This is a genomic window from Rhizobium sp. K102, from assembly GCF_022385315.1.
Taxonomy (GTDB): Bacteria; Pseudomonadota; Alphaproteobacteria; order Rhizobiales; family Rhizobiaceae; genus Rhizobium; species Rhizobium croatiense.
In genome coordinates this window covers 290108-303107 of the sequence record NZ_CP092432.1, presented here as the reverse complement: position 1 = coordinate 303107, position 13000 = coordinate 290108, and the positions used below count along the sequence as shown (strand labels likewise).

The following is a 13000-nucleotide window of genomic DNA, read 5'->3' as shown; positions in this document are numbered from 1 at the left end:
AGACCTCTAATCCACCTTGGCCCAGCGGTTCGATGCAGGGAACGAAATGTTCATGAAGCAGCTGTTGACGATGAAGCGGTAATGATGCCGCCGGCTAGGTTATGCGTACCGTAACTCGGGCTTACAAAGGCGCGCAATCCAGCGCCGTTTGTTGAATCAGACCGGCTTTTCCCGGTCCAGCCACGCCTTTGCAAAGTGCATGATTAAGCCAGTCAACGAAGGACCGTTTTTGAGGGCTGGCAGGAATGGTGTCACCTATCTGTTCGAGATACGCATAAAATCTGGCGGCTGCGCTGTCCAATCCTTGGCCGCGAACGATACTGGGTCGATTCAGCTGCGTGTCCACGGCAGGCAATTTGCCAAGCACTTCTGCGCGGCCGACTGTATCTGCGATGTCGTCGGCGATCTGATACGCGTGCCCGAGCAATTCCCCCACCTTAGACCATGGGGCCGGATCTGCACCACTTGCCAGGGCACCGCAAGTGGCCGCCGCGACAAAGAGGGAGCCGGTCTTGTAATGGTGATAGCGGTCGATTGGGACGTGCGTCATTGCCTCCATCGACTGTCCGGCGATCAGTCCGTGACTGGGGCCGACCGCCTCCGCAACCACCTCGATCATGCGCGCGCCCAACTCAGGTGTTAGCGCAGCCTGCAAGCTGAGGTATTTGAAAGCCATCACAATCAAGGCATCGCCGGTCAAAACGGCGATAGGCTCTCCGAAAAGCCGGTGCACCGTTGGTCTGCCGCGGCGTAGCGCCGCGTTATCGAAGCAAGGCAAGTCGTCATGCACCAACGAGGCACAGTGCAGCAATTCAATTGCTGCCGCGGCTCTTGTCGCCAGCTCAGGATCTTTTTCGCCGCACACATAGGAGACTTTCAAGCAGAGCTTGGGGCGCATCCGGGAGCCCCCTGGAAACACTGCCGCGTCCAGCGCTCCACGCAGGTGAGCCGGCGCAGCCGGACTTAGAGCAGTATCCATGGCAGCTCGCAGCGCTTGCTCGATGAGCTTGTCGCTATCGCCAACCACGTCGGCTTGGTGATTCGAAATCATATCGCATCTCCACTTTTGAGACGAAAACGAAAACGGGCCTAGTCCAACCGGTGCCAAACAAAAGGCCGATTTCGCTGTGTCTCTTCAGGTTCTAAGGCACCGTTAAGTTTAGCGGATTGCGGCGGCCAACATGCGGCACCGGCGTGACCAATGAAACCGTGTGCCAGTGGGAGCCTTAACTCGGCAAGGCGATCTCCCACTGGAATCCCTTGAAGCAGTCTCATTCGTGGCGACCTGACATCTGAACGTCGGTTACTTCGATCGCGCGCGAAGAACATTGGCTCCGGCGGCGCTGTCGGCCAGAATGGCATCGCTCTCAACGTCTTGGTCCAAAGCTGAAGAGGCTCCCGCGCTGAGCAGTGGCTGGTGACAAAGCTCTTTGGATCGGCTGCACGCCGCCGCGCGTGATGATCGCTGACGAGCTCCGTTCGTACGGTACGACATGGGCGAAGATGGGCCTTACATCTAAAGGTGTTGGTCATCGTCGATAGTAGCCACTGGAGCTTGGACCGGAACCATTGCTGGCAGAGATCTGGGCTCCTACAAGCAATTGGTGTGCCACCAGATCATTGTTAGTGAATGTTTCAATGGCGACAGAAGGCGTCTTCCGGTGCTCACCGTGTGTCGGGAGTCGCGGATTGTGCCACTCCGCCTAGTATTTGAACAGCGTCAACCTTGCGAGCGATCCGTCCGAAGGCCAACCCAGCATTGGAGTGATTTGGGTTGAGGTCACAATGCACGTCGGCGCTTGCATCATGCCAGCCTGTCAATGTGCGCGATCGCACACGACTGTCAGCTTTGCGTCAATTACGATCGAACCGATGCTTTTGACGTTTCACGAGGTTACGCTGCCGATAGACCCAGCGTGAGAAGACGACTGAGCCTTCCAGTTGTTCTTCGGCGCGATGTTGCCGAAGCCTTACACTCGACCGGCTTGGCGAGGATTTCAGCGCTGCCGTAGCCCTTGTCGGCCGGCAGGAAACCGCTTCGAAAAGTCGGTCCCCTACCGCCTTTTGCTAGCGGACTAAAAGGGCGGAGCAGGTGGATCTATACAGCGCTTTCTTTCAAAGCCCTGGTTGCGCCTTGTGTTCGTCAGCGATCAGGAGCGCCTTCGGCTCCACATGCTTGGCGACGGCCGCCCATGCATCCTTGCCGTTCTCGTCCAGGATCACCCGCGTCACCGTTCTGTTCGGTGCATGGCGGTTGGCCTCCCTCAGCGCCAGAACTCACATACGCTTGCCGTTCTGATTTTCCTTCTTGCGCCCGTCCTTGCGCTCTTCCTTCTTGTCACCTTGCGGAGGACGCCGCCCACATACTTGCCGTCGATCTGCACCGTACCGTGCAGCTTGATCGCATCACGGCGAAGGTCGGCTGCCTCCCGGAGCTTCTGCAGCAGGAAGTAGGCGGTCTTGTACGTACCCATCCGGCGAAGGCCGTCTGTCCTGACTTGCTGATTGGCTTTAAGTCCATGCCTTATGTCATGCGCTACAATCATTTCCCCCATTGAGGTCTTGTCCGTCGACGATCTTGGTCGCCGACGGGATTGGTCGGACGAAGAGAAGGTTCGGATCGTCGAGGAAAGTCTACAAGGCTTTCGGAAAGGCTCGGTGACGGCGCGGCGATATGGATTGTCACGGTCATTGTTGACCCGTTGGCGTCGGGAATACCGTAGTGGTCTTCTGAGCAGTTCCGCTACAACGGGCTTCGTGCCACTTACGATTTCGCCACCGGCGGCGGCATCTTGCGAGGTAGCCTCACGGCCGCGATTTGAAGACGACATGACGATCGAGATCGGCCTGCCGAATGGCCGACGGCTGACGATCCCAGCCTCGCTTGATCCGACCATTCTTGCCCGCCTGTTGCCCGTCGTGGATGGGTCATGATCGCGTTTCCCGCGGGGGTAAAGGTGTGGATCGCGGGCGGGGTGACGGACATGCGTTGCGGCATGAACAGCCTGGCGCTGAAGGTTCAGCAAGGTCTTGGCCGCGATCCTCATGGCGGCGAAGTCTTCTGCTTCCGGGGTCGCAAGGGTGACCTGATCAAGGTCCTCTGGCATGACGGCGTCGGCATGTCGCTTTACCTGAAGCGGCTGGAAGCTGGAAAGTTCATCTGGCCGGTCAGCCAGAATGGCTCCGCCGTGCCTGTATCGTCGGCGCAGCTCGGCTATCTCCTGGAAGGGATCGACTGGCGCAACCCGCGCTGGACGCAGCGGCCTTCGAAGGCAGGCTGACCGCCTGCATTCCTCTGTTTTTGTTGGGCTTTCGGCATGCGGCATGGTAGCTTTCGGCCATGGATGATGCTGCTTCGGAGATAGCCAGTCTGCGCGCCGCGCTTGCGGCATCGGAAGCGCGTGCCGCCTCTGCCGAGGCCGACCTCGCACAGGTGCGCGCGGTCGTGACGACGTCTGAGGCGATGATCCGGCATCTCAAGCTCGAGATCGCCAAGATACGTCGCGAGCAGTACGGCCAGAGCTCGGAGCGCCGCGCCCGGCTGATCGAGCAAATGGAATTGCAGCTCGAAGAACTTGAAGCCGACGCCACCGAAGACGAGATCGCTGCGGAACGCGTGGCGACGAGAATCACAAATGTCTCCGCTTTCGAACGCCGCCGGCCGGCCCGCAAGCCGTTTCCCGAGCACCTGCCGCGCGAGCGCCTGGTCATCGATGCCCCGTCGACCTGCACCTGCTGCGGCTCGCACCGCATCGTGAAGATGGGCGAAGACATCACCGAGACGCTGGAGATCATTCCGCGCCAGTGGAAGGTGATCCAGACGGTGCGCGAGAAGTTCACCTGCCGGGACTGCGAGAAGATCAGCCAGCCACCGGCCCCTTTCCATGCGACACGCGGGGATGGGCAGGACCGCACCTGCTGGCGACGATCCTGTTCGAGAAGTTCGGCCAACATCAGCCATTGAACCGCCAGGCTGAGCGCTACGCCAGGGAAGGCGTCGCTCTCAGTCTCTCCACACTGGCCGATCAGGTCGGAGCCTGCACGACGGCCCTGCAGCCGATCCATGACCTGATCCGTGCCCATGTTCTGGCCGCCGAGCGGCTGCATGGTGACGACACCACCGTGCCGCTTCTGGCCAGGGGAGCAACAAAGCAGGCGAGACTCTGGACTTACGTCCGCGATGACCGCCCTTTCGCGGGCGGCGCGCCTCCCGCCGCACTCTTCCACTTCTCTCCCGATCGCGAGAAGACCCACCCCAACACGCATCTCGCCGGATGGCACGGCACCCTGCAAGCCGATGCCTATGGCGGCTACAACGACCTCTATCGTGCCGACCGCCGCCCCGCGCTGGTGATCAGCGCACTTTGCTGGAGCCACGCGCGGCGCAAATTCTTCGAACTCGCTGACATCGCCGGCAACGTGCGCAAGGGCAAACCTGCCCACGAGATATCGCCCGTCGCGCTTGAGGCCGTTGCCCGCATCGACGCGCTCTTCGACATCGAGCGCGGCATAAACGGAATGCCTGCCGAGGATAGGCTCGCAGCGAGGCTGCAACATGCTCGCCCGCTCGTCGAAGAACTGCACGATTGGCTCATGGCCCAGCGCGGGCAAATGTCGAAGCACAACCCCGTCGCCAAGGCGATCAACTACATGTTCGAGAAGGAGGGTCGCTGGGAAGCCTTCGCCCGGTTCCTCGACGACGGCAGACTGTGTCTGACGAACAATGCCGCCGAACGAGCCCTGCGCGGCGTTGCCGGACCTGAGTCATTGTGCACTCCCTCTTTAAGTATCTGTAAACATTGGAAGCGTCTCGGTGTCAGCAATGCGACACGGGCGGCCCTTTCGGGCTATCGCGGCTTGGACGGTTGCCGAAGTCAGATTGCTGGCCCGGATTTGATACGGCGCGCCGGGAACCACCTGCTCGGCAGACAACACGTTCGTCTTGATCAGGTGGCGTATTCGGTGGTTGGTCACGCCCAAAACCGCCGCCGCCTCTGTCATGGTCAGCCATTCGCCCTCTTTATCGGCTGATTTGTACGCGTGAATGGCCCGGACCCGCCTTACTGAAGCGACCCGGTGTGCAGTCCAGGTTTTTCCTTGCCCCGTGGGCATTCCCATTCGATTGAGCGACGCGGCGATATGTTCATCGGACCAGCGTCCTGCCATGCTCCGCATCACTGCCAAAGCATCTTCCGTTGTGGCGCACCCGTGTTCAACCGTCTGGGGCTTGCGAACCTTGAGCTCCGAATGCTGACCGCCTTTCCAATGGATGGTCAGCACCACGTCGCGCACCTCATCATCGACATCGACAACAATGTCGGCGATCAATGTACGTAGCAGTTGCTGGCGCACGCGCATGGTGACATCCGGCGACTCCCAGGCCGCCTGCAGATTGTCGGCGAGGTTTGCGAAAGTGGCCTGGGTCAACTTCGATGGTTGAAGGACTTTCGGTAGGCCTGCGCACTTCCAGATCACGGACGCGGCGTAGCGCCGTTTCCCAATTCTTCTCAAGCTGTGCAGCTATCAGGCGGTTGTCGGGATCGCATGCCGCATAGCGGCGCTCGGCGAGGCTAGCCTCGTAGCGGGCCTGTTGTAGCTCCAGATCGTGAATGTGGCGCTGGTCTTCCTGTCGCTCCCGGTGCATCCGCTCTGCTTTAAAAGTCGCCTCGATCGCTAATGGTTCTACCGCGCGCAACAACTCGCGCGCAACCGCCGCATCGACCTTCGAGCCGCCGAACGTCATGCAACGGGGCAAGCCCATCATCAGGTTCTGTTTATAGCAGCGATAGACAGGATTTTGTGGATTTCCCGTATAGGCAACACTCAGTCGCCGTCCAGACCGTCCGCAGGTCAGGAGACCTGATAATAATGCTTTGCCGCCGCGGCCCGATTTAGTCCCACCCGATCGGCCATAATTATTGAGGGCCAGTTGCTGTTGGTTACGCTCGTATTCGCCCCAACTAATTTAACCTTCGTGATGGTCCCGGATCATCACCTCCCAGGTACCGACGGGCTTGCCGTGCCCGTAACTGCGCCGAGCCCATCCATCGACGATGGCAGTCCGCTTCTCGCTCTTCCCATAGACGTAAACGCCGGCGTAGAAGGGGTTTTTGAGGATGCCGATCACATTGCGATAACGTACTGGCATCCATACGAAGTTGGTCATGCGCCCTTCATCCGACGGCCGAGGGAAGTGAATGTGATCTTTCGTCATCGACAGCAGCACCTGACGCGCGCTTCCAAGGTCGTGGAAGCGGGCGAAGATGGATCGAATTACCTCTTGCAGACGCAGATCAGGATCGAGCCCAAGCCCGGCCTCCCGATGCCAAATGTAGCCGAACGGAACAGAAAGTCGCAGTTCGCCACGGCGCGCCTTCGACCTGGCGGCATCGAGCATCCGGGCTCTCAGCACGCCCAGTTCGAACTCGCTGATACTGCCCTTCATTCCCAGCAGCAGCCGATCGTTGGGTCGACATGGATTGTAGACGCCGTCATGGTCAATGACGCGGGCTTCGACCAGGCCGCACAGTTCGAGCAGGTGATGCCAGTCCCGACCGTTGCGCGCAAGCCGTGAAGCATCGAAGCAGAAAACGGCACCAACTTTGCCGGCGCACAGTAGGGCGACGAGACGATCGAAGCCCGGACGGGCGACGGTTCCGCTGGCAGAGCGCCCGAGGTCGTCGTCGATCACCTCGACGTGGCTGAAGCCGTGGTGTCGCGCAATGTCAACAAGATCATACTGCCGTCGCTGGCTTTCCAGATTGGTTATAACCTGCGACTGAGTGGATTGCCGCACATAAACGACGGCCTTGCGCGCGAGCAGCGCTGTCGGAATCAAATCAGTGATGGTCATCGTTGAGCTCCTCGAATATCAGGTCGAGCTGCCGGCCCGACGCCGGCACCAGCGTATTGCGGGATCTCATCATGGTCCTCCTGAGTGATTCTACGTTCACTTCGGAAGGGTGCCGCTTTGCTGCCGCCAGAGACCAGCCTGTTCAATTCGATTAGCGTCGCAAGATCGACGCGTGGCGTTCCCATGGTCATGCCGCGGCAGACCACGGGATCGATCATCCACCCTGAGATCGCGATGACGACACCTGTCGGCCCCAGAACCTTCAAAAACCGGCCTGTCGCTCGTTCTTCGACGCGACGAATGGAAACCTTCTGGCCAAAATATGGATGCCAGCGATAGTGAACCTCGACTTCATCGCCGACATGGGCAGAATGAACGGGGCATTGCTCTCGGAAGAAAGGCATGGCTATTCGCCGGTTCCCAGCGCGGAGGCGAGCGTGCTGCCTTCATGTATTCCCTAATCGTCACGGCAAAGACGAACGATATCGATCCGCAGGCCTGGTTGGCGGACGTGCTCGCCCGCATGCCTGGCATTCCCGTATCACGGCTGCCGGAACTGCTGCCGTGGAACTGGCCCGCCGGAAGCGCCCGGCAGATGGCGGCCTGATGGCGCGCCCGACGCATGTCTACACGATCAACTACGTCGCCACGCTGATTGGCGAGAACCTCGAACTCATCCAGGAGGTCGCCAGCAACTCCGACAACATCGACTGTGGTGAGATGATCCATGCCCATGACGGCAGCGAAGAGGGCATCACGACCTTCACCGACCGGGGCATCGAAAGCTTGAAGGAGTTCCTCGCCGATATCCGCACCTGGGAAGGAGGTGTTCGGCAGTTCCTTGTCGACGAGCAATGCGATCGCGACAAGATTCGAACGCATCATGGCAGACGAGCCGAAATCATAAGTGCCGCGGCCTTCGCCGGATGGATACTCTTGTACTGGACGTTGACCTTGCGGCTCAGATGGAGCGCCGCCATGCCCTTGGCGGCCGTGATTCCTCCCAGATTGCCATGATGATCTTCTTGAATGAAAGCTTGCGGTCGGCGAAAACCGAAAATTCGGCGCGGCATTCCGGCTCCGAGCATCAGAACGACGACGCCGTACGGCGCCAGGCAGCCACAGCGAGGGCAATATGGCTTCCCGACGTTCTTGGGCCAACGGAAGTCGACGAACAGGCCGTAGGTGTCGTCCTCGGCTGCCCGAAGCCTCTCTCGGGTCAGGCCAGGCGCACTGGTCGTATTTCGAACCTCCGGTCTCCTGCGGAGAAAGCGTCGTAGGAATTCGGTCTCAGGATGGAATTCGCTCCTGCAGCATGTTCAGGCTTCCGGTCCATACGCGAGACATAAGCAGACAACTCCGTCGTAAGGACGGAAGCGAAAGGTCAGTGCTCTATTCGTATCGATTTGAACATGAAAGGACCCTTACCAGGAGAACGAAACCACGTTCAGGGGTTAGCACTTTCGTAAGGTTGTCAAACCCGTGCCCTTATATCGGGAGAAAATTCAATGTCTCAGAGCCAGACTACCCAGCGCAATCTATAATCCAGTTCAGTGAATGGGTCCAGATCGTGAGAGCTGTCTTCGGGTGACCGCGCCTCATGACGACTATTAACGACTCGTTCCCAACAATCGAACATCCGCAAGGTAGATTCACGTTCGAGCATCTTGTGCCTACCTCTGTATGCCTTACTGGGCAGGTAACATTGCCGTTTCAGGCCCTGTCCTGACCTCTGGCCTTAATGATCTTGTTGTTTATTACCTTTTCCCGAGCAGATCAGACGAACACAACGTAGAACTGGTGGTAAAAAGCGCTGATCAGAAAGAAATTAATTTCAGCCGCATCAAGCGAAGGTGTAACGTCTGCCAACTCGTAAAAAAGGCTCATTTCCAGCAAATAAGGGTGCCCTAGAAACAAAAAAGGCCCCCTAAAGGAGCCTTCCCATGGCGTTTCCGCCGAACGCGTGTGCCCTACCGTGGTGTACCGACCTCTAAGGGTGCACCTGCAACAGCGACCTTTCGGAAGCCTCGTTGTCTGCTGCTCACAAAGATATAACCCTCACGGTCGACTATTTCAAGCCCTTTGTGTGGATGCGATAAGGTGGCGGCTTCGTTTAGCAAAGTTCACGTTTGTGGCACTTGCTCCATGATGCCGGAATTTTCAGAGAGCATCGAACCTACACGCTAGCGGGAGCGGTAACCGATATGGGTTCTTGGCTGAGTGATTTCCAGCACGGCGGAGCTTTCCCAGCTAGCCAAATGGGATATCGTGGGACGGGGAAATGGATCGGTTTTCGAGGATTATGTCTTATCGTCCTCAACGAAGACCGCTTAGAAGATGTTGAGCATTGAATGTGAATTTTCGCTCAAATTCGACGCAACCTAGATGTTTCAGTGGCGGGTGCGGCCATAGCCGACTCATCTTTCATGGAACTGGGCCACCGGTCTAGCGAGACTGTTTTGAATGCATTCATGAAGCAATTTGGCTAAACTCTCAAATATTTGCTATAACGCAAAAAATGCCCAAAATGGGTATTTAAAACGGTTGTAGTGTGGCGATGACAAGTGGTTCAAATCGGTTCAGGTTGGCTCAAGCCTACAACGAGTGGCAGGAAAACAGGGACGTGCGGTGACGGAAGATCTAGCAAGCTACAGAAGTTCGAGAGGCCTCGTCAGCACCGCCGATCCGGAGGTTGACAAGGCGATCTATCGAAAGCCAGGTTTCGGCGGCGAAATTACATCGTTGGGTCACATGGAGGAATTGATCAGCGCGTTCCTGAAAAAGACACGCGAAGCGCAGGGCCTGTCTCGCGCAGACGTTGCTCCAATGCTTGGTCTGTCCATCCCTGTATACGGACGCTACGAGCGGGCATTTTCCAAAATGACTGTTACTCGGATGATCCATCTGTGTGAGATTCTTGGCTTCATGCCTATCGATATGATCTTTGAAGCTGCGCCACATCTTTGGGGCCGCACATCGGAGGAGGCCGAGGATTGTCTCACACTGGCGAGGATTCTTCAGGAGACTTCCGAACGGCACGACGCGCGATCTTATTCGGCTCCTGCAGCGAATGATCCCCGATGACGACGAGAGCGACAGAGGTATCAGTGATGTAGCGGAGCCCGTGAAGTGAGCTGGGTTTGTCTATGACGCCCCGACCAGTAGTTAGCAGTATTGGTGATAGCTGTCGCAGCCGACGCGCTGTCGTCGGTGTGCAGACACCCGCAATCTCACAACTTAGTTTTTCACTCGAATTTCCGTCTGATCAACAATACGCGCCGATTGCGCAATTTTTCGATCTTTGGTTGGCGTTGATCTCGCTCGATGCTCGAGCGATTCGTCGGCGAGCGACGCCAAGTCTATTTGCATGCGCTTTGCTTCGACAGTAGGGTCTGTGTTAAACTCCCTCGTTGGGTTTTCCCGCTCAATGCCATGTGGGTATTCGAGCTGCCGGCGCGCATGCTTTGATTTCGATTGCTGAATTCTAAGCCCGTCCTCTCCGCGCCTCCGTTCCATCGCGCCGATCCTTTTTGCCATTCGGCTCGGAAACAGCCTTTTGACATCACGATCAGGTTCCGCGAAAACGGGGTCGAGTCGCTGAGACTGGAAACGCTGTTCATGGCTGTCGCCGTTCAGAGGTAAGGGCATCGCCTAGGTGTTTAGTCCCGGCATTTGATGGATGGGGTCGATGATGAATCGATCCGGCTCCAAAGTCCATCGTCTACAGATGAACTCGTAAGGCGTAAGGCCCTTTAACGTCTTGAGCCGGCGCCCGAAATTGTAGGCGTCGATAAAGTCGGCCAGATGTTTTTTCAACTGCGCATGATCGTCGTAGTGGAAGCGCTTGACGGTCGCCTCCTTGATCGTTCGGTTCATCCGTTCGACCTGTCCGTTGGTCCAGGGATGCTTCACCTTGGTCAGGCGATGCTCGATGCTGTGATCGTCGCAGACCCAATCGAAGATGTGCTGGAAGGCATTTCGATCACAAGCTCGGTTGGTGAACTGAATGCCATTGTCGGTCAAAACGGTGTGAATGGTGTAGGGCACTGCCGCGATCAGATTGCGCAAGAACTGAGCGGCATTCATCTTGCCGGCTTTGGTGTAGAGTTCCGCGAACGCGAACTTGGATGTTCGGTCAATTGCGACAAAGAGATAGAGCTTGCCCTCAGCCGTCTGCACCTCGTCAATATCGATGTGGAAGTAAGCGATCGGATAGCTTTTGAACTTCTTCTTCGGCTCCTTGTCGCCTCTGACCTCCGGCAGACGTGAAATGCCGTGGCGCTGCAAACACCTGTGCAACGACGAACGCGTCAGATGTGAAATGGTCGGCTGAAGAGCGTAGAGGCAATCATCGAGCGGCAGCAACGTGTGCCGGCGGAAGGCGACGATAGCGGCCTCTTCTTCGAGGGAAAGGGTCGTCGAGTGCGGGTCCTTTGGGCCTGTAGGAAGGTCGACCAACGATGTCCGCTTCTTCCATTTCGCCACGGTTTTCTGGTTGATCCCGTATCGCTTCGAAAGCGTTTTCAGGCTCTCTTCACTATTGCTCGACGGATTGCCTCTGTCGTCGTGGCGCTCCCGTGTAGAACCTGGCCCATAGTGCTTCCCTCCATGCCAAGGAAAATATTGCACCATCAAATGCCGGAACCAAACACCAGAGCAGCCAGCGCGCGGAGCCGTGATTGGTCTGCCGTGAACCGAGAGCTCCACGTGCAGGACAAAAGGCCACCATGCCCGCACACGACGTCCCGGGAGCTAGACGAGGAAATGAAGCGACCGTTATCACCAAAATCACTGAGGGTCATAGCCAATTTGGCGCAAGTGGATAATCCTTGCGTGAAGCGATTTCGGTATGATCTATGTCTATGTACTTGCGATCACTTATATATTTTGGTGAACGATAGCTATCGGGTGAGGTCCGCGTGGCCCAAAATGCGCCAAATTAGATCGAAACGAAACATTGGTGGTTCCAAGCACATCACTTTCCGTATAAAGAGCTTTGGCGCATTTACCTCAGTCGGAGCAATGTCAGGACCACCATTGAAGCAATGGATTAATGAACTCGGTTTGCAACAAGTCGATGATCCAGGCATAGACAAGCCGGTCTATCGAAAACCTTTTGACGGACGGATTGCACTTAGCGCCGAACTCGAAAACTTGATCAGCATCAGCCTTCGCGAAGCCCGCGATAAGCGAAAACTCCCGCGCTCGAAACTGGCGCCCTTGCTTGGCATCACTAAGCAGGTCTACGGCCGGTACGAAAATGGAGTATCCCGCTTGACCGTGAGCCGACTGATTCATCTGTGTGAGGTTTTGGATGCCACTCCGGAAGAGATTATCGCCCCGGCGGCACCTTATCTTTGGGGCGAAACTGAAACCAAAGCGGTTCTGCTGCTGGCTACTATCGTGAAGTTGCGGACTTTCGATGAAGAGATCTTGCAAGATATTTTCAGCTTACTAAGCCGCATAGACGAGACCGGTAGCGATAGCGGCGATCGTGCCATGAAAGTCGCGTCTACCAGCGCCACTGCAGACGATCGCGAATAGGACGTAGATCGCTAGCTTCAATAAACAGAACGTGCGTCCCTGATGAAGTTCCATCAGAAACCGCGAAGGACTAGCTGGCGACCGTTCATCGCCACTCCGGGACATAGGTGGGTAAACCGGGGAGGGCGCAGTTGGGTCAACTGGTCCAACGCATCCCTGCTTTCGGCCGCTGGAGGGGACGCGCGGTCGTCTTTACGCCGCGAGTGCCAGGGAGGTCACGTCAAAGTCTAAGAAACCCGTATATTCGACATACAAAGCATCGATAATTCCATTCATACAATCCATTTTACCAATCTCCCGTGATGATGCATTAGGAATGATCTCAGACGCGAGTGACGGCGAAACATTTGACGATCCGGACTGGCTATAGCGCGAACCCGAGAGCAACGGCGCCGACATGCATCGGGGCGGCCACTGCTTCGATCGCACAGTGCGGGCTTCAAAAACAGCAGCAGGAAATACCAAAGGAGGTCTTTGCATGTTCTGAGGTGCGGTGGAAGCTGTGCTGGGAAAACGAGCTGGAACTCATCGACCACGTCGATCCTCCCGAGCTCTTTCGCAAAGCCCAAGGGCCGACCGGGGTCTTCAATTTCAGTGGCAGCC

Annotated in this window: 10 protein-coding genes and 7 pseudogenes; 9 read left to right on the top strand and 8 right to left on the bottom strand. The window is 57.2% G+C overall.

Annotated elements, in window-relative coordinates:
* Positions 1 to 121 precede the first annotated feature (121 nt).
* Positions 122 to 1051 (bottom strand): polyprenyl synthetase family protein, encoded by a 930-nt coding sequence (locus MHI61_RS01455; RefSeq protein ID WP_008536525.1) that lies wholly within the window; start codon positions 1049 to 1051, stop codon positions 122 to 124.
* Between the two features lie 251 nt (positions 1052 to 1302).
* Between MHI61_RS01455 and MHI61_RS01450 the strand changes: the two are divergent.
* Positions 1303 to 1512 (top strand): annotated as a pseudogene (locus MHI61_RS01450) (IS6 family transposase); the annotation flags it as partial.
* A 603-nt stretch (positions 1513 to 2115) separates the two neighbouring features.
* Here MHI61_RS01450 and MHI61_RS01445 read toward each other — a convergent pair.
* Positions 2116 to 2232 carry a transposase gene (locus MHI61_RS01445; protein WP_008536526.1) on the bottom strand — a complete coding sequence of 39 codons (117 nt, stop codon included), beginning with the start codon at positions 2230 to 2232 and terminating at the stop codon, positions 2116 to 2118.
* Between the two features lie 32 nt (positions 2233 to 2264).
* Positions 2265 to 2555: a hypothetical protein gene (locus MHI61_RS01440; protein ID WP_008536527.1), complete on the bottom strand. Its 291-nt coding sequence runs from the start codon at positions 2553 to 2555 to the stop codon at positions 2265 to 2267.
* On the opposite strand from MHI61_RS01440, the pseudogene MHI61_RS01435 reads away from it, so the two are divergent.
* From MHI61_RS01435 to MHI61_RS01425, 3 genes and pseudogenes are all read left to right on the top strand, one after another.
* A pseudogene (locus MHI61_RS01435) lies at positions 2506 to 2712 on the top strand (transposase); the annotation flags it as partial. The gene MHI61_RS01440 and the pseudogene MHI61_RS01435 sit on opposite strands and share 50 nt — an antisense overlap.
* Before the next feature lie 218 nt (positions 2713 to 2930).
* Positions 2931 to 3281 (top strand): IS66 family insertion sequence element accessory protein TnpB, encoded by a 351-nt coding sequence (gene tnpB, locus MHI61_RS01430; protein WP_016737501.1) that lies wholly within the window; start codon positions 2931 to 2933, stop codon positions 3279 to 3281.
* Between the two features lie 59 nt (positions 3282 to 3340).
* Positions 3341 to 5031 (top strand): IS66 family transposase gene (locus MHI61_RS01425; protein WP_239789231.1). Its coding sequence is split into 2 segments (ribosomal slippage): positions 3341 to 3893 and positions 3893 to 5031, totalling 1692 coding nucleotides; the frame shifts between segments, so codons are not numbered across the junction.
* Between the two features lie 265 nt (positions 5032 to 5296).
* Here the strand turns inward: MHI61_RS01425 and MHI61_RS01420 are convergent.
* From MHI61_RS01420 to MHI61_RS01410, 3 genes are all read right to left on the bottom strand, one after another.
* Positions 5297 to 5827, bottom strand: coding sequence for a hypothetical protein (locus MHI61_RS01420; protein ID WP_239789262.1), 531 nt, complete (start codon positions 5825 to 5827; stop codon positions 5297 to 5299).
* Positions 5828 to 5965: 138 nt separating this feature from the next.
* Complete coding sequence (locus MHI61_RS01415) at positions 5966 to 6853, bottom strand: recombinase family protein (protein ID WP_239789230.1); 888 nt, start codon at positions 6851 to 6853, stop codon at positions 5966 to 5968.
* The gene (locus MHI61_RS01410; protein ID WP_239789229.1) at positions 6850 to 7257 is read right to left on the bottom strand and encodes a hypothetical protein; all 408 of its coding nucleotides are present in this window, start codon (positions 7255 to 7257) and stop codon (positions 6850 to 6852) included. Before MHI61_RS01410 ends, MHI61_RS01415 begins: the two co-directional genes overlap by 4 nt.
* Between MHI61_RS01410 and MHI61_RS01405 the strand changes: the two are divergent.
* A pseudogene (locus MHI61_RS01405) lies at positions 7230 to 7460 on the top strand (transposase domain-containing protein); the annotation flags it as partial. The gene MHI61_RS01410 and the pseudogene MHI61_RS01405 overlap by 28 nt on opposite strands.
* Positions 7460 to 7760 (top strand): annotated as a pseudogene (locus MHI61_RS01400) (hypothetical protein). The pseudogenes MHI61_RS01405 and MHI61_RS01400, both read left to right, overlap by 1 nt.
* On the opposite strand, the gene MHI61_RS01395 reads toward MHI61_RS01400, so the two are convergent.
* On the bottom strand, positions 7735 to 7926 hold the full coding sequence (locus MHI61_RS01395) for a hypothetical protein (protein WP_170965075.1): 192 nt from the start codon (positions 7924 to 7926) through the stop codon (positions 7735 to 7737). The pseudogene MHI61_RS01400 and the gene MHI61_RS01395 overlap by 26 nt on opposite strands.
* A 1555-nt stretch (positions 7927 to 9481) precedes the next feature.
* Between MHI61_RS01395 and MHI61_RS01390 the strand changes: the two are divergent.
* Positions 9482 to 9986, top strand: a pseudogene (locus tag MHI61_RS01390) (helix-turn-helix transcriptional regulator).
* Between the two features lie 518 nt (positions 9987 to 10504).
* Here the strand turns inward: MHI61_RS01390 and MHI61_RS01385 are convergent.
* A pseudogene (locus tag MHI61_RS01385) lies at positions 10505 to 11448 on the bottom strand (IS481 family transposase).
* Between the two features lie 442 nt (positions 11449 to 11890).
* Here MHI61_RS01385 and MHI61_RS01380 point away from each other — a divergent pair.
* Entirely contained in the window at positions 11891 to 12397 is a 507-nt protein-coding gene (locus tag MHI61_RS01380) for a helix-turn-helix transcriptional regulator (RefSeq protein ID WP_004671987.1), read from the top strand.
* 332 nt (positions 12398 to 12729) lie between these two features.
* A pseudogene (locus MHI61_RS32735) lies at positions 12730 to 12972 on the top strand (hypothetical protein); the annotation flags it as partial.
* Between the last annotated feature and the right edge of the window lie 28 nt (positions 12973 to 13000).